The sequence below is a fragment of the Staphylococcus sp. CWZ226 genome (assembly GCF_018986355.1).
GTDB lineage: Bacteria > Bacillota > Bacilli > Staphylococcales > Staphylococcaceae > Staphylococcus > Staphylococcus simulans.
On sequence record NZ_JAHMSB010000009.1, the window covers coordinates 68,038 to 90,037 of the forward strand.

The following is a 22,000-nucleotide window of genomic DNA, read 5'->3' on the forward strand; positions in this document are numbered from 1 at the left end:
ATTTATTCCTCCTCTGCATCAAATTGGGTGAATGTTTTAAGTGCATGCTGACTTAATAAATGTTCTGGATCAATCTCTATTGCTTTTTCAAAGTATGGGATTGCTTCATAGATTTCTTCAGTAAACATATAACCCGCTAAACCACGGTTATATAATGCGTCTGTATGTTTGGGATTTATATTTAACACGATATCTAACTGTTTGACAGCTTGGTCAAACAATTCCAAATGACATAGGACTAAACCGTATTGGAATTGAATTTCTTCATCTTTATTTTGATCTAATTCTGCAGCACGCATAAGGAAAGGTAATGCAGATTTATAGTCACCTAAGTTATTAAATGACATCCCTATCATATAATTGGTATCCGCTTCATCGACACCTGTTTTGAGTGCTTGTTGATAAAGTTTAATCGCATCATTAAAACTTTCTGCATTATAATAAACATTAGCTAAATTATAATAAATCGCACCGTTGTTCGGATCGATAGTTAAAGCTTTTTGGAAAAATTTCTCAGCTTTTTCAATTTCACCTGCTTCCGCAAGCAGAATACCTGAATTAATGTAGTTTTCAATGTCTTCAGGATGTGCATCAATATTTTCAAACAGTGCTTTTAACGCTGTTTCAAATTGACCTTCTTTAATTAACTGATAAATTTCTTCTTGTTTCATGCTTAGTCCTCATTTCTTTCTTATTCAACTCTTTATTTTATCAGAAAAACTTGAAACTATGTAAAAAAGAGACTAGGAAAGTCCTAGTCCCTGATTAAAATTTAGACAACATATGTGAGTTGACCTTCATTTTTATAAACATCATCAATTGTTGCGCCACCTAAGCAAACGTCGCCATCATATAATACAACGGCTTGTCCAGGTGTGATTGCACGTACTGGTTCATCAAAATCAACACGGATTTGATCATCACCGATTTGTGTCACTGTCACCCCTGTATCTTTTTGACGATATCTAAATTTTGCGGTACAACGATAACCTTGTGATAAGTCGATATCGTTCACAAGTGAAACGTCAGAAGCGATCAAATAATCACTGTACAATGCATCATGATGGAAACCTTGTTCTACATATAACACATTATCTTCAAGGTTTTTACCTACAACAAACCATGGATCTCCATCGCCGCCGATACCTAGACCATGACGTTGACCGATTGTGTAATACATTAAACCGCCGTGTGTTCCCATTTTTTTACCGTTTAATGTGCGCATATCACCAGATTTTGCTGGTAAATAATTAGATAAGAAATCTTTGAAGTTTCGTTCACCGATAAAGCAGATTCCTGTCGAATCTTTTTTCTTCGCAGTTGCTAAATCTTGTGCTAACGCGATTTCTCTGACTTCTGATTTCTCCATGTCGCCAAGTGGAAACATTACTTTAGATAGTTGTTCATGTGTCAGTTGATTTAAGAAATATGTTTGGTCTTTATTATTATCCACACCACGCAGCATTTCTACTGTGCCATCTTCATTGCGTCTTACTTGTGCATAATGGCCTGTCGCCACATAATCTGCACCGAGTTTCATAGCATGGTTTAAAAATGCTTTGAACTTAATTTCTTTATTACACATCACATCAGGATTTGGTGTGCGTCCTTTTTTATATTCATCTAGGAAGTAAGTAAAGACTTTATCCCAGTATTCTTTTTCGAAGTTTACCGCATAATACGGTATACCGATTTGGTTACAAACAGCAATCACGTCATTATAGTCTTCTGTCGCGGTACAAACGCCATTTTCATCAGTGTCATCCCAGTTTTTCATGAAAATGCCGATGACGTCATAGCCTTGTTCTTTTAAAAGATAGGCAGTCACTGAGCTGTCTACGCCGCCAGACATTCCTACTACAACACGAGTATCTTGGTTGCTCACGCTTATTCCTCCTTAAATTTCAAATAAATTTTCTGTATTTCTGCTACGATATATTTAATGTCACGTTCAGTTGTTAATTCGTTAAAACTGAACCGGATAGATTGTTTTGTTCTAGGGTCGTCATCACCATACATGGCTGCTAAGACATGTGATGGTGTAGTTGAACCTGCAGTACATGCAGAGCCTGATGAGACTGCAATATTCGCTAAATCAAGCAAAGTTAACATCGTTTCCACATCGATGAATGGGAAGTACAAGTTTAAGATATGTCCTGTTGTATCGGTCATTGAACCGTTCACTTCAAATGGAATACTGCGTTCTTGCAAGTTAACTAAAAATGTTTCTTTAAGATTCATTAAATGAATGTTGTTTTCATCACGATGTTCTGTAGCTAATTTTAATGCTTCAGCCATTCCCGCAATTTGCGGTACATTTTCTGTTCCTGCACGACGTTTTGTTTCTTGTTCACCGCCAAGTTGTGAAAATTGAATAGGTGTCTTCGGTTTAACTAACAATGCACCGACACCTTTAGGTCCACCGAATTTATGTGCTGTTATACTCATTGTATCGAATTTAAAATCATCAAATTCAATCAGCAGATGTTCAACTGCTTGTACAGCATCCACATGTAAATAAGCATCATGTGCTTTAACGATGTCTTCTATATCATACATCGGCTGTACGGTACCTACTTCATTGTTCACAAACATGATAGAAACAAGAATAGTTTCATCACTCATAGCTGCCTTTAATTGTTCTAAATCGATGATACCTTCACGATCAACATCTAAATACGTAACGTGAAAGCCTTCACGCTCTAGTTGTTCAAATACATGCAAGACAGAATGATGTTCAATTTTTGATGTAATTAAATGCTTTCCTTTATGTTGATTAGCATATGCTAACCCTTTAATCGCAGTATTATTAGATTCAGTTGCCCCACTAGTGAAAATCACTTCATTAGGCATTGCGCTTAATAATGACGCAATTTCTCTACGTGATGCATCTAAATATTGTCTGGCATCTCTACCTACACGATGAATGGATGAAGGATTGCCATAATGCTTCGCATACAATTCCATCATCTTATCAATTACTTCTTCTTTTACTGGAGTTGTTGCTGCATAATCTGCATATACTTCCATTTGTCAGACACTTCCTCACAATTTTATCAATGTTCCAATTCTAGCACCAACACTACAATTTTTCTAGTACTCTGTTCCACAAATATTATAACATGCAAAGCACATGCTTTAAGCAATAAAATTCTTTCTAATATTTGTTCTTGTTATAATTAATATATCATTCAAAACGAGGAGGTCTTTATGTGAGTGAAATTAAAGTTTCTGCACTCAATTTAGTACCTGTTAAATCAGGTGAAGATGAGAAGCAAGCCATCGATAATATGGTGGACTTAGCTCAACATCTAGATGAATTAGGATATGAACGATATTGGATTGCAGAACATCATAACGCTCCGAATTTAGTGAGTTCTGCGACAGCGTTATTGATTCAACACACATTAGAACATACGAAAAACATCCATGTCGGTTCAGGCGGTATTATGTTGCCAAACCATGCACCATTAGTCGTAGCTGAACAATTCGGTACATTAGAAACAATGTTTAAAAACCGAGTCGATTTAGGCTTAGGCCGTGCACCGGGTACAGATATGATGACAGCGAGCGCATTACGCAGAGATCAACATAATGGTGTTTATGCGTTCCCTGAAGAAGTTGCACAACTACAAAAATACTTCGGACCAGAAAACCAACAAGACTACGTACGTGCATATCCTGCTGTTGATAAAAACGTTCCGTTATATATTTTAGGTTCTTCTACAGACTCTGCACATCTCGCTGCAAGAATGGGCTTACCTTATGTATTTGCTGGTCACTTTGCACCGCAACAAATGAGAGAAGCTATGTCCATTTATAAAGAATTATTCGAACCATCTGAAGTATTAGACAAACCATATATGATTGTATGCTTGAATGCGATTGTTGCTGAAACAGATGAAGAAGCTGAAAAATTAGCAACAACATTAGCACAAGTTACAGTGAGCATTACACGCGGCAGAATGGAACCGCTGCAACCACCAATTGATAATTTAGCAGATGTGCTTACTCCTGCAGAATTACAAATGGCAAAAGGTCGCTTAGGTGTTTCATTAGTAGGTTCAGAAGAAACTGTTAAACAACAAATCGAAAAATTCATGGATATCTACGGCGAGTTTGATGAATTGATGGCAATCAGTTATATCTATGATCAAGAAAAACAAAAAGAATCATTCGAACGCTTACAACGTGTTATGAAACAAGTTCGTAAATAAATATATATACGTTGATCAGTATTTTGGTTAAAACACAAATAACGGGCAGAACCTTAAATGATTCTGCCCGTTATTTCTATTTATTGATTGATAATTATTTATCTTTATTGAATTTATCTTTTAATTTGCCAGCTGCATCTTTTGCTTTGTCTGCAGCATCATTGATTTTTTCATCAACTTTACCTGAAGCTTTATCTGCTTTACCTTCATTTTCTAATTTTTTATTATCAGTAGCATTACCTACTGTTTCTTTAACGTTGCCTTTTGCTTGTTCTTATTTGTCTTCACCTTTATTTGCCATAATCGATTCCTCCAATTATTTCAAATCTAGTTATATTATATGAATACCACATGTGAAATTGAATAAACATATCCATATTACGCATTAAAAAATGCAGTCCAACAACCTGTAGTTGAACTGCAATACTTATTAAATATAGAACATGTAATTATCGCGTTTATCAGTATCGTTAAAGTCTGCTAAATATTTTAACGTTGTGCCATCTAATACTTCTCTGACTGCGTCTCTCATGCGCAACCAAAGTTCTTGTTGTGCTGGCGGCTCTGAATCTATACTTTCAACGAATGAAATCGGACCTTCAAGCAGGCGAATAATATCTCCGGCTTTAATTTCATCAGCTGGGACACGGAGTTGGTATCCACCTTTAGCACCGCGTACACTACGAATCAATCCGGCATTTCTTAAAGGTCCTACTAATTGTTCTAGGTATAGATCACTTAATTTATTTTCTTCTGCAATAGTTTTTAACGATACGCAACCTTGACCTTCCCTCTTAGCAAGAGAAATCATTAAGGTTAAGCCATATCTCCCTTTTGTTGAAATTTTCATTTTATTACCTCGCTTAATCCGATTTTATTTTATTCAATTCTAGCATTTTTTACGTTAATATAGTAATAGAAAGGTGTGACTCTATCTTGACTAACGAACCTTTAGCATCTAGAATGCGTCCGCAAAACCTAGATGAAATCATATCACAACAACACTTAGTTGGTCCAAAAGGTATCATTAGAAGAATGGTTGAATCCAAACGACTGACTTCAATGATTTTTTATGGACCTCCTGGTATTGGAAAAACCAGTATTGCGAAAGCCATCGCAGGTTCTACACAGTTTAAGTTCAGACAATTAAACGCTGTGACAAATACCAAAAAAGACATGCAAATGGTGGTTGAAGAAGCGAAAATGTCTGGTCAAGTCATTTTACTGCTTGATGAAATCCATCGTTTAGATAAAGCTAAACAAGATTTCTTGTTACCTCACTTAGAGAACGGAAAAATAGTACTTATTGGTGCGACAACATCAAATCCGTACCATGCGATTAATCCTGCTATTCGTTCACGAGCACAGATATTTGAACTCTATCCTCTGACAGAAGAAGATGTTGCTGTAGCATTAGAACGCGCTTTAGCTGATGAAGAACGCGGTCTTGCTTCCTATCATGCAACAGTTGATCATGATGCAATGCAATACTTCTCTACTCAAAGTCACGGTGATGTGCGCAGTGCTTTAAACGCCTTAGAACTTTCAGTACTAAGTGCAAAACCTGATGAGAATGACAAAATTCACGTTTCTTCAGAAGATGCCAAAGATTGTATGCAAAAAGGCAGCTTTGTCAGTGATAAAGATGGTGACATGCACTATGATGTCATGAGTGCTTTCCAAAAATCAATTCGAGGCAGTGATACTGATGCCGCATTACATTATCTTGCACGACTGATTGAAGCAGGAGATCTCCCAACCATCGCGAGAAGATTACTAGTGATCAGCTATGAAGATATCGGTTTAGCATCCCCTGGTGCCGGGCAACGTACACTCGCTGCAATTGAATCTGCAGAACGTTTAGGATTTCCAGAAGCACGCATTCCGCTCAGTCAAGCAGTTATTGAATTATGCTTATCACCTAAATCAAATTCAGGTATCAAAGCCATTGACGCTGCTTTATCTGATATTAGAAAAGGTCATGTCGGCCAAGTGCCTAATCATCTTAAAGATGGTCATTATAAAGGCGCTAAAGAATTAGGTCATGCAATTGGTTATCAATATCCGCATGATTCTGAGAATGGCTTTATACCACAGCAATATCTGCCGGATAAACTTAAAAACAGACATTATTACCATCCTAAAACAACATCTAAAACTGAACAGCAACTTAAACAAATCTATGACAATATTACTAAGCAGCAAAACAAGCGTTAATTAAGGTTGATAGAAGAATCGTAGTCAGTCTACGATTCTACATCAGCCTTTTTATTTTTGGTTTTTATCTTTAATTCTAGTCACAGGTATATCTTTTAAGACATCGTTGATGACATAACTTGCACAAATTAAGCCTACTACACTTGGCACAAATGCATTTGAAGATGGTGGCATTTGACCTTTACGCGTTGCCGCATTTTTATCGCCGACTGTTTCTTTAACATCTTCTCTGATGACGATTGGACTTTCATCTGAAAAAACAACTGGAATCCCTTTTTTAATACCTTCTTTTTTCAATTTTTGTCTAATTATTTTTGCGATAGGATCTGTATTCGTTTTAGAAATATCGGCAATTTGGAAACGTGTTGGATCTGTTTTATTTGCAGCACCCATACTAGAAATGATTTTAATGCCGCGTTTCAAACATTCTTTCATCAAATGCACTTTATAAATAATTGTGTCGCTCGCATCAATAATGTAATCAATATCATAATCATTGAACAGTTGTTCATACGTTTCTTCGGTATAGAACATATGTAAAGAAGTTACTTTACAATCTGGATTGATTAATTTGATACGTTCTTCCATCAATGTCACTTTACTTTGACCGATAGTCGTTGTAAGTGCGTGTAATTGACGGTTCACATTAGTAATGTCCACATCATCTTTATCAATTAAAATGATATGGCCGATATTTGTTCTAGCTAAAGCTTCTGCTGCAAAAGACCCAACGCCCCCAACGCCAAGTACTGCAACTGTTTGTTGTTTTAATAAATCAAGTCCCTCTTTACCGTATGCCAATTCATTACGTGAAAATTGATGTTTCATCAAATCTATACTCCTTTAATCTAACTTTACTACCATATACCATTATAACAAATTTAGATAATATTATTTCGTGAAAAAAGCCAAACTTTGAAAAGAAAATAAAAAAAATACGTAGGACCGAAGTCCTACGTACGATAGAATCCGTTGTACCGTAGTTATTAGAGCTTGATCATTTTGGCCTGCTAATTACAGGTGGGTGCCCTGTTTCTTGTTTTGCAAGTCCTCCTTAAGAGGCGTGTGCGCTGCAAGAAAACCTATTGGACTCCCTGATCAAAGAGTGTTAGGTCAAAATACATACAGCAAACTACGAGTATTTCAGACGACTATCTTATACTTAGATATTACCACATAAAATGGTAATTGCAAATATAAACACTCTCAAAGTGTAATTTTTCTATTAATGACGAATGCGCAATGCTAATTCTTCTAATTGTTTATTAGAAACTTCACTTGGTGCTTGTGTCATTAATGATACAGCTGACGCAGTTTTAGGGAATGCGATTGTATCACGTAAGTTTGTACGTCCTGTTAATAACATGACGAAGCGGTCAAGACCTAATGCGATACCGCCATGTGGTGGTGCACCATATTTGAATGCATCAAGTAAGAAGCCGAATTGATCTTGTGCTTCTTCTTTTGTAAAGCCTAAGACTTCAAACATTTTTTCTTGAATATCACCATTGTGGATTCTGATTGAACCGCCGCCTAATTCATAACCGTTTAATACGATATCGTACGCTTTCGCTTGTGCTCTTTCTGGTTCAGAATCTAATTTGTCTAAATCTTCATCTTTAGGTGATGTGAAAGGATGGTGCGCTGCTACATAGCGTTTTTCATCTTCATCATATTCAAGTAACGGCCAATCTGTTACCCATAAGAAGTTTAATTTATCTTCATCAATTAAGCCTAACTCATGCGCTAATTTTACACGTAATGCACCTAAACTTTGTGCGACAACACTTGGTTTATCTGCAACAAATAATACTAAATCTCCTGCTTCTGCATCTGTTAAAGATTTTAATGTTTCAACATTTTCATCTTCAAAGAATCTTGCGATTGGTCCGCTTAAGCCATCTTCAACAACTTTGACCCAAGCTAATCCTTTTGCGCCATAGATATTCACAAACTCAGTTAATTTATCAATATCTTTACGTGTATATTTGTCTGAAGCACCTTTCGCAACTAATGCTTTTACTTCTCCGCCTTTTTCTACTGTATCTTTAAAGACTTTGAAGTCCATTGTTTCTCCTAGTTTTGAAACATCCAATAACTCCATGTCAAAACGTGTATCTGGTTTATCAGAACCATAACGTGACATAGCTTCTGCGTATGTCATACGTGGGAATTGTTCAGTCAATTCAACACCTTTAACATCTTTTACAACACTTTTCAGCATATCTTCACCAAGTTCCATAACATCTTCTTGGTCTACGAAACTCATTTCAATATCGACTTGCGTGAATTCAGGTTGTCTGTCTGCACGTAAGTCTTCGTCACGGAAACATTTTACGATTTGGTAATATTTATCGAAGCCGCTGATCATCAATAATTGTTTGAACAATTGTGGTGATTGCGGTAGCGCATAGAATTTACCTTCATGCACACGAGATGGTACTAAATAGTCACGTGCACCTTCTGGTGTTGATTTAGTTAAGAAAGGTGTTTCGATATCTAAGAAACCTTCTTTATCTAAATATTCATGAATTGCGCGTGTAATGTGATGACGCATTTTAATTGTTTGCGCAAGTTCTTGTCTTCTTAAATCTAAATAACGATATTTTAAACGGATATTTTCATCCACTTGTTGTGAATCATCATTTATTGAAAATGGCGGAGTTTGTGCTTTGTTGATGATATTGATTTTATCAACTTGTACTTCAACATTACCTGTTTTAATTTTAGGGTTTACAGTTTCAGGATCACGTTTTGTTACTGTACCTTCAACTTCAATCACGTATTCAGAACGGATAGATTCCGCAACTTCTAATGCCTCTTTAGAAAAGTCTGGGTTGAAGACGATTTGTACATAGCCTTCACGGTCACGTAAATCAACAAAGATTAATCCACCTAAGTCACGACGATTGTGTACCCATCCTTTTAAAGTGACGTGTTGTCCTAAAAGGTCTTCCGTTACAAGACCACAATAAGTTGTTCTTTTACTCATAATTACTCTCTCCTCTTATTTCGCTTTCTTCTCTTCAAAATATGAAACTAAATCCGTGAGTTGAATCGCTTCTGATTCTCCGCTCTCCATATGTTTGATATTGATATTTCCATCTTCAAGTTCTTGGTCGCCGATTACAATCGTATATTCAGCTCCTACACGGTTCGCTTGCTTCATTTGACCTTTAATTTTACGTTTCAAGTAATCTTTATCTGCTTTAATACCGTGATGGCGTAAATCATTTAATAATTTAACTGCGTAACGGTCCGCTTTCTCACCCATCGTTACAATAAATAAATCTAAATGATCTTCATCTTCGATTTCGATACCTTCTTCTTCTAACGCCAGTAGTAAACGTTCAATGCTTAATGCGAAACCAATACCTGTTTGTTTTGGTCCATCTAGTAATTCTAATAAACCATTGTAACGTCCGCCGCCGCAAAGTGTTGTGATTGCACCATCATAATCTGGACTGTCAATCATTAATTCAAAAGCCGTATGTGTATAATAATCTAGACCACGAACTAAGTTTGGATCTTCCACATAAGGAATACCTAATTCATCTAAATAACTTTTAACTTGTTCATAATAAGCTTTTGATTCTTCGTTTAAATATTCTGTGATGCGTGGTGCAGTTTTAACCGCTTCTTTATCTCTATCCACTTTACAATCCAAAATACGCATTGGATTCGTATACAAGCGAGATTGGCAGTCACTACAGAACGTATCAATGACAGGTTCAAAGTGCTTAATTAACGCTTCGTTATATTCCTTACGAGAATCAAAGTCACCCACACTATTAATCACAAGTTTCAAGTGTTTTAAGCCGAATGATTCATAGATATGCATTACCATTGCTAAAACTTCAGCATCAATACTTGGATCTTCGGCACCGATTGCTTCTACACCGAATTGATTAAATTGACGATAACGCCCTTTTTGTTTACGTTCATATCTGAACATCGGACCATTATAGTAAAGCTTAATCGGTTGGTTCGGATCACCTTGCATTTTATTTTCAATGTATGAACGAACTACTGCTGCAGTACCTTCTGGTCTTAATGTAATACTGCGATCACCTTTATCTTTGAATGTATACATTTCTTTTTGTACAACATCTGTTGAATCGCCGACACCTCTTGCGAATAAGTCAGTGCTTTCAAAAATAGGTGTGCGAATTTCTTTATAATTATAAAGTTCCATTAATTCATCTAATTTTGTTTCAATATATCTCCATTTTCTGCTTTGATCAGGCAGAATATCTTGTGTACCACGTGGGATTTTAATCATATCGTCACTTCCTTTTAGAAATAAAAAAGCCCCTTGTATGATATCACTATCACACAAGGGACGAATTTTCCGTGTTGCCACCCTAATTGAACTGTATAGCACAGTTCCACTTTAAACATTTAACGTATGTTGTACGGAAGATAAACAGTAACTATTTACCTTCACCTCTTCTTGTGTTCAATAATGACAAAATTACTCTGAATAATCTTTCAGCCTAGGATTATTTCTCTTGTATCATTTCGTAATGTCTATTCAAGAATCGTAACGGTTTTAATTATTTTATTCAGATACTATCATAACGATTTTAAGCATTGATTGCAACTATTTAAGCTGAAAAATACATACGTAAACCATCAACAATAGACTGTTCTAATATTTGACGATGCAATTTATCTCGTATCATCATCTCATCTGTTGGATTACTGATATACCCTAGTTCAATTAACACAGCTGGTATTTTAGATTGACGCAATACTTGATAATTTTCCTGTCTTGCACCTTTTGGTGACAGCAAACCTTTTTTCTGTATACTCCTACTTAAAACTTGTGCTAAATCTTCTTGTTTTTTCTTGTACCAATATACTGTTGCGCCATTTGCTTCAGGAGACTCCAAAGCGTCATTATGTAAGCTGATAAACGCATCACCTTTAAGTTTTCTATCTTTCAGTTTGACGTAATTATCATTGTCACGCGTCATTTTAACAGTTGCGCCTTCTTGCTCAAGTTTCTTTTTTAACTCCAATCCAGTTTTTAAAGTATAAACTTTTTCTAAAGATTTATACTTAGTGCCACTGGCTGCTCCCTGGTCACCACCGCCATGACCAGGGTCCAGTACAATCACTTTGCCTTTTAACGGCTTAGCATTCGGATCATTATCTGGCGGAATATCTAAATCCGTATGCCATCCAGCCACCCATCCTTTTTGCTTGCCATTACTCGTTTCAACATAAATCCATTTACCTTTTTTATCAAGTTTATGGAATGTTTCACCTTTTTCAGCAGGAAAAATCTCAGGATAGACGGCGTTAGGACCCGTTCTTAATTCTGCATCTTCTTTCATTGTTACACTATCATCATGTTTATCTTGATAATTGGCAACGAGAATTATCGTAAATACAACAATAATAATTAAGAGTGCAGCAATGAGTACGGGAATCGGTTTAAGTCTATGCTTTTTAAACCACCGTTCTATTCGGTTCATATCACTTTGCCGTCCTGACTTTCATAAATAATCGTCACAGGACCGTCATTTGCGATATCCACTAACATATCAGTACCGAATTCACCTGTCTTAACTTCTAAGTCATAAGTACGTAATGTATCGTTCAATTCTTCGTATAAGCGATTTGCTTCATCTGGAGATTTAGAATTTGAAAAGCCAGGTCTATTGCCTTTTTTAACATCAGCATATAACGTGAATTGAGATATAGATAATATCTCACCCCCGATTTGCTGAACATTCAAATTCATTTTTCCTTCTTCATCTTCAAAGATTCTTGCATTGGCTATCTTTTTTGCCACTACTTGCACATCTGCTTCAGTCGAATCTTTACCGACACCAACTAACAAACATAAACCTTTTCCAATTTGATTATTTAACGTTTCATTTGTTACAGATGCTTGTTTGACACGTTGTACTACTACTCTCATTTATATACACCTCAGTTAGTTCCAAACTCTTGTTACTGTATAGACGTCTCCTAGTTGTTTAATACGTTCTACGACTTTAAATACTTCGTTGACGTTTTTAACCATCACACTTAAATTAATAATAGCATTTTTTTCAACATCAGATTTACCTGATACTTTAACTAAATTACTGTCAGTTGCGTTAACCGCTTGCAGTACTTCATTAAGTAATCCGTTGCGGTCATAGGCAGTGACTTCTAAATCAACTTGATAACGTTGTGTAGAGTCTTTAGATTTCACCCACTCTACGCTGATCAAACGTTCTTTTTCATTTCGGATATTCGGACAATCTGTACGGTGTACTTTAATACCATGGCCTTTAGTAATATAACCTACAATATCGTCACCTGGAATCGGATTACAGCATTTAGATAATTTGATCAATACGTTTTCAATACCTTCAACATAAACACCGCTGTCTGTGGTGATATTGTCTTTAATCGGTACAGATTTTGTGACTTCTTGCGCTTCATTCAATGCACGTTGCTTGTCAAGAATACGTTGTTTTTCCGTTAACTTGTTAACGATTTGTGATGATGTCACACCGCCAAAACCTACTGCCGCAAATAAATCATCTTCATTTGAGAAATTATATTTTTGATTGACGATATCTATATTCGCTTCTGTCAATACTTCATCAACTTTAAAGCCTTGTTCCTTAATTTCCGCTTCTACCATAAACTTACCTTTTTCAATGTTTGAAGAACGGTCTTGTTTTTTGAAGAAGCTTTTAATTTTGCTTTTTGCACTGGAAGAACGAACAATTTTCAACCAGTCTCTGCTTGGTCCATAGGAATGTTTGCTTGTTCGTATTTCAACAATATCTCCAGTTTGCAATACGTAATCAATCGGTTCGATTTTACCATTGACCTTTGCACCGATCATTTTGTTGCCGACTTCACTGTGTACGGCATAGGCGAAGTCAATCGGAACTGCACCATAAGGTAATTCAATCACATCACTTTGTGGTGTGAAGGCATATACTTTATCACTTTGTAAATCGAACTTCAATGATTCCATAAATTCTTGTGCATCATTCGCTGTTTTATCCGCTTCTGCCAAGTCTTTCAACCATGATAGTTTCTTAGCATAACTTGAATTATCATCAGTGACTTTCTTGCCTTCTTTATAAGCCCAATGCGCCGCAACCCCGTGTTCAGCAATTTCATGCATTTCATGTGTTCTGATTTGAATTTCTAAAGGATCGCCATTAGGACCTACAACAGTGGTATGCAACGATTGATACATGTTTTGTTTAGGCATCGCAATATAGTCTTTGAATCTGCCAGGCATCGGTTTCCATAAAGTATGTACTAAACCTAATACCGCATAACAATCTTTAATTGAATCAACAATAATACGCACTGCTAATAAATCAAAGATTTGATCGAATTGTTTCTTTTGTTTCATCATTTTACGATAGATACTGTAAATATGTTTAGGACGGCCGTTAATCTCACCTGAAATATGCATTTTATCCATTTCAGCACGTATATTGTCTATCGCGTTTGCAATATAAGCTTCACGCTCACTACGTTTTTTCTTCATGAGATTGACGATACGGAAGTACTGTACACCATCGATATAACGAAGCGCTATATCTTCAAGTTCCCATTTGATTGTATTAATCCCTAAACGGTGTGCAAGAGGTGCGTAAATCTCTAATGTTTCTTTAGAAATTCTAATTTGTTTTTCTCTCGGCATCGCTTTTAAAGTACGCATATTATGCAGTCTATCTGCTAATTTAACTAAGATAACACGTACATCTTTGGCAATCGCAATAAATAACTTTCTATGGTTCTCAGCTTGTTGTTCTTCTTTAGAACGATATTTGACTTTCTTTAATTTCGTAACCCCTTCAACAATCATGGCTACTTCATCGTTAAACATCGCTTTTACGTCATCAAATGTGTAAGGAGTATCCTCAATTACATCATGTAAGAAGCCTGCAACAATAGTCGGTCCGTCAAGATGCATCTCAGTTAAAATACCAGCTACTTGAATCGGGTGCATAATATAAGGCAAACCATTTTTTCTGAATTGGCCTTGATGCGCTTCATATGCGATATGATAGCTTTTCAAGACATGTTCATACTCCTCTTTGGATAAGTAGGATTTTGCTTTATATAAGACTTCATCTGCGCTGTATGGATATTCATTATTCACATTAGACACCCCCACATCTTCTTTTTAAGTACATTTTATTTTATAAACTGCTTGTCAGTTTGTTTGAATATTTCGTATTTCGACAATAGTTATATAGGTTACCAGCCTATTTTCAACTCGTTCCTTTTATCACAACTTACATTTATATTAAATAATATATCTATTCTACTATACATTGACAGATAATTGAACCACTATACTTCGACGTATTGTGTGAACTTTCGCAATTATCTTGTCAGTGTCGTTTACAAGCTTACCTTGTAGAATTAACTTTTATTTTAAAAACAAAAAACAAATTTTGCAAATAAATAAATGTATCGCTTACCCTTCACTAGTAAGCGATACATTATTTTACTCATCATATGAAATTAAGCTTAATACTTCGTAGTCTTTAATCTTTTCATAACCATGTAAATATTTTAATTCGATGATAAAGGCAATACCAGCCACAATACCTCCTAGTTCTTCAACGAGTTTGATTGTAGCTTCAATCGTGCCGCCTGTCGCTAGCAAATCATCAGTAATTAAGACGCGTTGTCCTGGTTTAATAGCATCCTTATGCATAGTTAAAACGTTAGTACCATATTCCAAGTTGTACTCATATTTGATGACTTCTCTAGGAAGTTTACCTTCTTTACGTACTGGTGCAAATCCGATTCCCATTGAATATGCTACAGGACAACCGATGATAAAGCCACGTGCTTCAGGACCTACAACGATATCTACTTCTTTTTCTCTAGCAAATTCAACGATTTGATCTGTCGCATAACCATAAGCTTCCCCATTATCCATAATCGTTGTGATATCTTTGAAATTGACGCCTTCTTTAGGCCAATCTTGTACTTCTGAAACATATTGTTTTAAATCCATTTATTTATTTCCTCCTAATTACTTAGCTAGCTGTTCTTTAATCCAAAGTTTCACCTTTGAAAAGTCATCATATAACAAGAATTTCTCAACATCTATCCGTTTAAGTCTTGCTTGATAAAGCTTACTAGAAGTAATGTCCTTTTTATCTACATTTTTATTCACTTTAATTATACCATGATTATTCTCAATAAAATCTAATTCATTAAAGACTTTGAGCATAAATATCAATAAAGGCGGTTTGATTTTTAAATAGTTGCATAACTGCATTCCATCTTGTTCTAAGTTGATTTCATCTTTCATAAATAAGGCTTTATAGCACGCCTTAAAATGGTTCATTTGCGGCATGCCGTCAAAATAAATAGAGTGTTGATGGTTCAACTCTAAAATAATTTGACTGGCTTGAATTGACTTTAATGTTTGTGCCATGGTTTCTAAATCCAATGGTAACTCTTTAAAGATATATCTGTCATAAACTTGTTCAATTATATCTCCATAGAAATATTGATGTTCATGTGCTTTTTCAGCCTGTGCATTGATAATTTCTGCAGTCGATGCATTATCATGCATCTCATGTTGACGTGCTTTGCCTCTGAAGTCTAAAATTTGCAGCTGTTCTGAAGCCATATCTTGTACCATGAATTGAGGTGATTGATTACCATTCCATTCATTTATTTGTAAGGTCCCGATTAAATTTAAGGGCTCGTTCGGTTCTAGTTGGTGTGCATATGCACCATTTTGCCAATAAAGGGCTTGTAACTTAGAATCACCTAGTGTCATTTTTAAATGTTTGCCTTCTTGACCAATCCCTTTAGATTGTTTGACTTGAATCCCATCTAATTCAAACACAGGACTAGTAAAGTCTGTACCGAATGGTCGTAACTTTTCAATATCTGAAATATTTTTAACCGTAATATCAGATTCGCTTAATACTAAATCTACTTTTTTCCTAGGTGTTAAATCTTCGTGTTTTGCGAGTTCTGCCATATGAGCATTTAACGCTGTTTTAAGCTTTTCTATATTCTCAATTGGTAAAGTCATTCCCGCTGCCATATGATGCCCACCGAATTTTGAAATCAATGGTCTTTCTTTATCTAGCATCTCATACATTGAAACTTGTTCAATACTGCGTGCAGAACCTTTCGCAAAATCTTGTGCAGTATCAATATTTAGAATGATCGTCGGCAAGCCATATGTTTCAACAATTCGTGAGGCAACGATGCCAAGAACACCTTCATGCCAATTTTCTTGGGCAAGGATTAAGAAGCGGTTTCCAGCTTCTACTTCCGCTTGTGCCATTTCAAGTGCTTCGTCTGCAATCTCTTGAACAATATCTTTTCGTTCTTGATTAAAATGTTCAACTTGCTCAGCTAAGAATTCCGCTTCTTCCGCACTTTCACACATTAACAATTCCGCTGCTAAACTTGCATCATCTAGACGGCCTACTGCATTCAAACGCGGTCCTATTATAAAACCAATCGTTTCTTCGTTTATCGCGTCGTTATACCCTGCTTGACTTAGCAGCGCTTTGATGGCAACTGATGGATGATTGTTCATAACTTTTATACCTTGTTGTACAATAGCACGGTTTTCGTCTGTTAATGAGACCAAATCAGCAACTGTACCGATGGCTGCCAAAGCTGTAAATTCAGGTGCAGGATGATCAAGTAATGCTTGAGCAATTTTTAATGCGACCCCTGCACCGCTTAAGTATTTAAATGGATAGTCAAAATCTGGATGCATCGGATGCACAATCGCATAAGCTTCCGGTAACGTTTCACCAATTTCATGGTGATCTGTAATAATCACATCTATGTCTAATTCTTTAGCCACTAGCATTTCATGATGACCTTGGATACCATTATCAACTGTAATAATCAAGTCGATACCTTCATCCGCTGCATTTCTAAAGGCTGCTTCATTTGGTCCATATCCTTCAGTAAATCGATTTGGAATATACCATCCGACTTCTGCACCAAGTTCTCTTAATGCACTGACTAATATAGATGTAGATGTTACCCCATCAGCATCATAATCTCCATAAACTAAAATACGTTCTTTTTTATCAAGTGCTTGATTGATACGTTCGATAGCTTTCTTCATATCACTTAACGCATAAGGGTCATGCTGAATTTGAGATGGTTCTAGTAATTGTTTGATTTCAGAAGACGCTATTACACCTTTGCTTTGTAATATTTTTTGTACGATAGGTGTAAGCTTTAATGCTTTAGCGTCATCTGATGTGATTTCTGATATATTCGATTGTAAATCCCATTTATACTTAGCTTTAATCATATAACGACTTCCCTCTTTTCCACATGTCATTATACAGAAGAACTCATAAAATAAAAAGCAACTTCTACCAAACATAGCGTTTTACATCATAAAAAAACTCCCAGACTAAAAAGTCCAGGAGTTAATACTCTCGTTCTATTAAACCAGAATTTTATCTTCGTTTTTACGTTTTTCACGATAAACGACAAGTTTATGATTTGGTGCTTTTTTAAGCTGTTGTTTTTTCATCATGCCCCATAAAGGTACAGCGATGAACACAGATGAGAATACACCAGAAACTAAACCAATTAATAATGCAAGTGCAAAGTTGAAGATACTTGATGCACCGAAGATTAATAATGCGACTACAACAATCACAACTGTTAATACAGTGTTGATTGAACGTGTCAGTGTTTGTCTGATTGAACGGTTTACAATTTTGTCAATCTGTTCTGGTTTAGTAATCACCCTGATTTTATGCAAGTTCTCACGTACACGGTCAAACGTAACGATTGTATCGTTAATAGAGTAACCGATAATTGTTAGAACTGCTGCGATAAATGTTACATCTACTTCAATTCTGAACAAGCTGAATACCGCTACAATCATAAAGGCATCATGCAGTAATGCGATGATAGATGATAAGCCCATTCGCCATTCGAATCGTAATGAAATGTATATAATCATACCGATTGATGCGTAAATCAATGAAAGTAATGCGTTTTTCGCAATTTCTTGACCAATCACCGGTGAAACTGTGTTAACAGTAGGTTCATTACCGAATTCTTTTTTCATCACATTTTTAACTTTAGCAACTTCGTCTTTGCTCAAATCATTTTTAAATTGAACAGAAGCGCTATCGTTATTACCAGATAATGAAATACGGTCAGGCTTCATATGCGCTTTGTCTAATTGTTTTGTAACATCTTCTTGTGTAATCTTATGATCTGCTTTCATATCAACACGTGTACCACTTGTAAAGTCGATACCTAAGTTTAATTTGAATATAAACAGAATCACTACACCAGCAGCAATCACAATACCACTGAACCAGAATAATGGTTTCGCAAGTTTCATGAAGTTCCAATGATCATAAGGTGTTTTTAATTGATACACATCAATACCTTCATTGATATCATGTCTATCTTTCTTCTTAATACCAAATAACCAGAAACTTTTCTTGAAGTAATTTGATTGTACTAACAATGATAATAAGATACGTGTTAAGAATACTGCTGTCACGAAACTCATTAAGATTGCGAGTAATAACATCGTAGCGAAACCTTTAACCGCACTTTCACCAAAGAAGAATAACACAGCTGCCGCTAAGACAGTTGTTAAGTTCGCATCTAAAATCGTAATAAAGGAACTCTTATTCGCTTTGTGGAAAGCTTGTTTCAATGTTCGTCCGATTCTCAACTCATCTTTAATCCGTTCATACATGATGATGTTCGCATCAACCGCCATACCGACACCAAGTACCAGTGCCGCTAAACCTGGCAATGTAAGTACACCATGAATGAAGTTGAAGGCTACTAAAGTTAAGTAGATATATGTTGTTAATGTAATTACGGCAATAATACCAGGTAATCTGTAGAATCCTACCATAAATAAGTAAATGACTCCGACACCTAATAATGAACCGAAGATTGTTTTATCTAATGCATCTTGACCGAACTGTGCACCTACAGAGTTAGAGTAAATTTCTTTAAGATGTACTGGTAAAGAACCAGAGTTCAATAAGTCAGCAATTTGTTTTGCTTTTTGAACGCCTTCTTCGCCATTAAATCCACCAGAAATTTCTACACTGTCAGAGTTGATAGGTTGATCAACTGACGCTGCTGAAACATATTTCGGGTCTTTTTTCTCTTTTTCTTTTTGGTAACTATCGCCTTTTTCGTAGTCTAACCAAACAACCATCACGTTTTCTTTACGTTTTGAAATCTCTTCTGTGACTTTCTTGAATTTTTTACTATCTTTCAATTTGAAAGTAACAGCCGGTTGGTTGGTATTCTGCTTAAACTCTTGTTTTGCAGAACCTTGAACTAAATCCTTACCTGTTAATTTAACGTTATCGTCTGAGTCACGAATCGTTAAATTCGCTTGTGAAGATAAAATGTCTCGAGCTTCATTTTGGTTTTTAACACCAGCAAGTTGTACTCGAATACGGTTATTATCTTCAACAGTAATCTTAGGTTCAGATACCCCTAAGACGTTGACCCTGTTTTCTAACGTTTTGGCTGTGGCTTGAACAGCCTTATCGTCTATCTTATCACCCTTTTGTAATGGATTAACTTGGTAAAGTACCTCAAATCCACCTTGAAGGTCCAAGCCTAAACGAACGTCTTTAATTACATTCTTGTAAGTTGCTGCCATGCCAGCAAAAAGCAACACAACAAGTAACAAGAATGCAATTATTCTACTGTTTTTCTTCACATGAACACCTCATTATTTACTTATGTAAATAGCATACTTGATTTTTCAAATGAACTGCAAGCTAAAACCAAACGTTTCGGTTTGTTCTTACACTGCACTTCAATTGAATGAACCTATATAGCTTACTACATCCTTACTCAGCTTTCAAAAATTCGAACAATACTTTGTGTGATGCATAGCGTGTACAATTGATTAAAATCAACATTAAATCACGTTAATACTATGCAAAACCTTATAAAATCGTATTCCAATATTGAATTATACACGCTCCTACACTAATTTAAAACAACTTTTCATGCATTTAAAGTAATTCAAACAAAATTAAAACATCCTAAAACAATCTATATCGGATCGCTTTAGGATGTTTATTGGGTTAATCTATGTACAGGTAATTCGCTTACGCTTGCCTATACTATGTCATACTAACATTAATTAGTCTGGATTAACTTGTTTTACAGCACCTTTTTCAAATGTGATTTGAGTGCCTTTGTCGTTAACTGAAATGACAACTGTTGTTTCATCAACTGCACGTACGACACCTTTGATGCCGCCGATTGTTGTAACGTGTTGTCCTGATTCCAAACGGTTCACCATTTCACGGTGTTCCTTTTGACGCTTTTGTTGTGGTCTGATCATGAAGAACCACATTAAAGCTAATAATGCAATAGGTAAAATAAGACCGGTTAAATTCACAAACATTACTCCTTTAATTAAAAGTTTTTAGGATTTTCTTCATTCAATCCATATTGTTCAAAGAATTCCTCTTTAAAATCTAAAAGACGATCCTCCCGAATGGCCTGTCTGATATCCTCCATTAATTTTAACAGAAAATATAAGTTATGATAAGTAGTTAGGCGTATACCAAAAGTTTCTTCTGCTTTTATTAAATGACGTAAGTAAGCTTTTGTATAGTTACGGCATGTATAACAATCACAGTTTTCATCAAGCGGACTTAAATCGTCTGCATATTTTGCATTTTTAATAACCACACGACCATTAGAAGTCATACATGTACCATTTCGTGCTATACGTGTTGGTAATACGCAATCAAACATATCCATACCACGAATACTACATTCGATTAAAGCATCTGGTGAGCCGACACCCATTAAATAACGCGGTTTATCCTTAGGCATGAATTGTTCAGTAAATTCAACCATGTCATACATGACTGGTTTAGGTTCACCCACAGATAATCCGCCAATCGCATAGCCAGGAAAATCTAACTTCACTAATTCTTCAGCACTTTGCTGACGTAAATCTTTATATTCTCCACCTTGGATAATTCCGAATAAAGCTTGGTCTTCAGGTCGTTTATGTGCTTTCAGACAACGCTCTGCCCATCTTGTTGTTCTTTCGATAGAGTCTTTGACATATTTATATTCAGCAGGCATTGGCGGACATTCATCAAATGCCATCATAATATCTGAACCTAAATCATTTTGAATCTCTGTCGCTTTCTCAGGACTCAAGAATAATTTAGAACCATTTTTATGATGTCTGAAATGAACACCTTCTTCTGTGATTTTACGTAAATTACTTAAACTGAATACTTGGAAACCACCTGAATCAGTCAGAATTGGGCCGTTCCAATTCATAAATTTATGCAAACCACCCGCGCGTTTAATAATGTCATTACCGGGTTGCAACCATAAATGGTATGTGTTGCCTAGAATGATTTGTGCATTAATTTCCCTTAGTTCTTCAGGACTCATAGTTTTAACGGTTGCTTGTGTTCCTACTGGCATAAACATAGGTGTTTCAAATGAACCGTGCGGTGTATGCACGATTCCTAACCTTGCACCGGATTGTTTACATGTTTTGATATGTTCATAAGTTACTGCAGGCATAA

General features: G+C 35.9%; 17 protein-coding genes, 1 other RNA gene and 1 pseudogene. 2 read left to right on the forward strand and 17 right to left on the reverse strand.

The annotated features are described in order from the left end of the window. Positions 1–2: 2 nt before the first annotated feature. The 3 genes from KRR19_RS08490 to KRR19_RS08500 form a co-directional block, all read right to left on the reverse strand. Entirely contained in the window at positions 3–671 is a 669-nt protein-coding gene (locus KRR19_RS08490) for a tetratricopeptide repeat protein (RefSeq protein WP_057510445.1), read from the reverse strand. A 101-nt stretch (positions 672–772) separates the two neighbouring features. Further along, positions 773–1,885 carry a tRNA 2-thiouridine(34) synthase MnmA gene (mnmA, locus tag KRR19_RS08495; protein WP_156666495.1) on the reverse strand — a complete coding sequence of 371 codons (1,113 nt, stop codon included), beginning with the start codon at positions 1,883–1,885 and terminating at the stop codon, positions 773–775. Positions 1,886–1,887: 2 nt separating this feature from the next. Then, positions 1,888–3,030, reverse strand: coding sequence for a cysteine desulfurase family protein (locus KRR19_RS08500; protein ID WP_216733588.1), 1,143 nt, complete (start codon positions 3,028–3,030; stop codon positions 1,888–1,890). Between the two features lie 182 nt (positions 3,031–3,212). On the opposite strand from KRR19_RS08500, the gene KRR19_RS08505 reads away from it, so the two are divergent. Further along, complete coding sequence (locus tag KRR19_RS08505) at positions 3,213–4,217, forward strand: LLM class flavin-dependent oxidoreductase (protein WP_216733589.1); 1,005 nt, start codon at positions 3,213–3,215, stop codon at positions 4,215–4,217. Positions 4,218–4,311: 94 nt separating this feature from the next. Here the strand turns inward: KRR19_RS08505 and KRR19_RS08510 are convergent. Together KRR19_RS08510 and cymR are read right to left on the reverse strand one after the other, a co-directional pair. After that, a pseudogene (locus KRR19_RS08510) lies at positions 4,312–4,491 on the reverse strand (CsbD family protein); the annotation flags it as partial. 156 nt (positions 4,492–4,647) lie between these two features. Beyond that, positions 4,648–5,067, reverse strand: a complete 420-nt coding sequence (gene cymR, locus KRR19_RS08515; RefSeq protein ID WP_002481110.1) for a cysteine metabolism transcriptional regulator CymR — start codon at positions 5,065–5,067, stop codon at positions 4,648–4,650. Between the two features lie 86 nt (positions 5,068–5,153). Here cymR and KRR19_RS08520 point away from each other — a divergent pair, with 86 nt between their 5' ends. Continuing rightward, positions 5,154–6,434: a replication-associated recombination protein A gene (locus tag KRR19_RS08520; protein ID WP_105977990.1), complete on the forward strand. Its 1,281-nt coding sequence runs from the start codon at positions 5,154–5,156 to the stop codon at positions 6,432–6,434. Positions 6,435–6,485: 51 nt separating this feature from the next. Here KRR19_RS08520 and KRR19_RS08525 read toward each other — a convergent pair whose 3' ends face one another. The 12 genes from KRR19_RS08525 to tgt form a co-directional block, all read right to left on the reverse strand. Further along, complete coding sequence (locus KRR19_RS08525) at positions 6,486–7,262, reverse strand: tRNA threonylcarbamoyladenosine dehydratase (protein WP_023016063.1); 777 nt, start codon at positions 7,260–7,262, stop codon at positions 6,486–6,488. A gap of 134 nt (positions 7,263–7,396) precedes the next feature. Beyond that, a non-coding RNA gene (ssrS, locus tag KRR19_RS08530) (6S RNA) lies at positions 7,397–7,587 on the reverse strand. A 72-nt stretch (positions 7,588–7,659) separates the two neighbouring features. Next, positions 7,660–9,426: an aspartate--tRNA ligase gene (aspS, locus tag KRR19_RS08535; RefSeq protein ID WP_002481113.1), complete on the reverse strand. Its 1,767-nt coding sequence runs from the start codon at positions 9,424–9,426 to the stop codon at positions 7,660–7,662. Between the two features lie 15 nt (positions 9,427–9,441). Further along, entirely contained in the window at positions 9,442–10,716 is a 1,275-nt protein-coding gene (hisS, locus tag KRR19_RS08540; RefSeq protein WP_002481114.1) for a histidine--tRNA ligase, read from the reverse strand. Positions 10,717–11,041: 325 nt separating this feature from the next. Continuing rightward, positions 11,042–11,917, reverse strand: a complete 876-nt coding sequence (locus tag KRR19_RS08545) for an N-acetylmuramoyl-L-alanine amidase family protein (protein ID WP_216733590.1) — start codon at positions 11,915–11,917, stop codon at positions 11,042–11,044. After that, positions 11,914–12,366: a D-aminoacyl-tRNA deacylase gene (dtd, locus tag KRR19_RS08550; RefSeq protein WP_156666490.1), complete on the reverse strand. Its 453-nt coding sequence runs from the start codon at positions 12,364–12,366 to the stop codon at positions 11,914–11,916. The genes KRR19_RS08545 and dtd overlap by 4 nt, the downstream gene beginning before the upstream one ends. 15 nt (positions 12,367–12,381) lie before the next feature. Next, a complete protein-coding gene (locus KRR19_RS08555) occupies positions 12,382–14,571 on the reverse strand; it encodes a RelA/SpoT family protein (protein ID WP_002481117.1) in 2,190 nt (729 codons plus the stop codon). 351 nt (positions 14,572–14,922) lie between these two features. Next, entirely contained in the window at positions 14,923–15,441 is a 519-nt protein-coding gene (locus KRR19_RS08560; RefSeq protein ID WP_023016066.1) for an adenine phosphoribosyltransferase, read from the reverse strand. 18 nt (positions 15,442–15,459) lie between these two features. Beyond that, complete coding sequence (gene recJ, locus KRR19_RS08565; RefSeq protein WP_156666489.1) at positions 15,460–17,733, reverse strand: single-stranded-DNA-specific exonuclease RecJ; 2,274 nt, start codon at positions 17,731–17,733, stop codon at positions 15,460–15,462. Positions 17,734–17,871: 138 nt separating this feature from the next. Further along, complete coding sequence (secDF, locus tag KRR19_RS08570; protein ID WP_002481120.1) at positions 17,872–20,148, reverse strand: protein translocase subunit SecDF; 2,277 nt, start codon at positions 20,146–20,148, stop codon at positions 17,872–17,874. A gap of 432 nt (positions 20,149–20,580) precedes the next feature. Next, a complete protein-coding gene (yajC, locus tag KRR19_RS08575) occupies positions 20,581–20,841 on the reverse strand; it encodes a preprotein translocase subunit YajC (protein ID WP_002481121.1) in 261 nt (86 codons plus the stop codon). Between the two features lie 17 nt (positions 20,842–20,858). Continuing rightward, positions 20,859–21,998: a tRNA guanosine(34) transglycosylase Tgt gene (tgt, locus tag KRR19_RS08580; RefSeq protein WP_002481122.1), complete on the reverse strand. Its 1,140-nt coding sequence runs from the start codon at positions 21,996–21,998 to the stop codon at positions 20,859–20,861. Positions 21,999–22,000 lie beyond the last annotated feature (2 nt).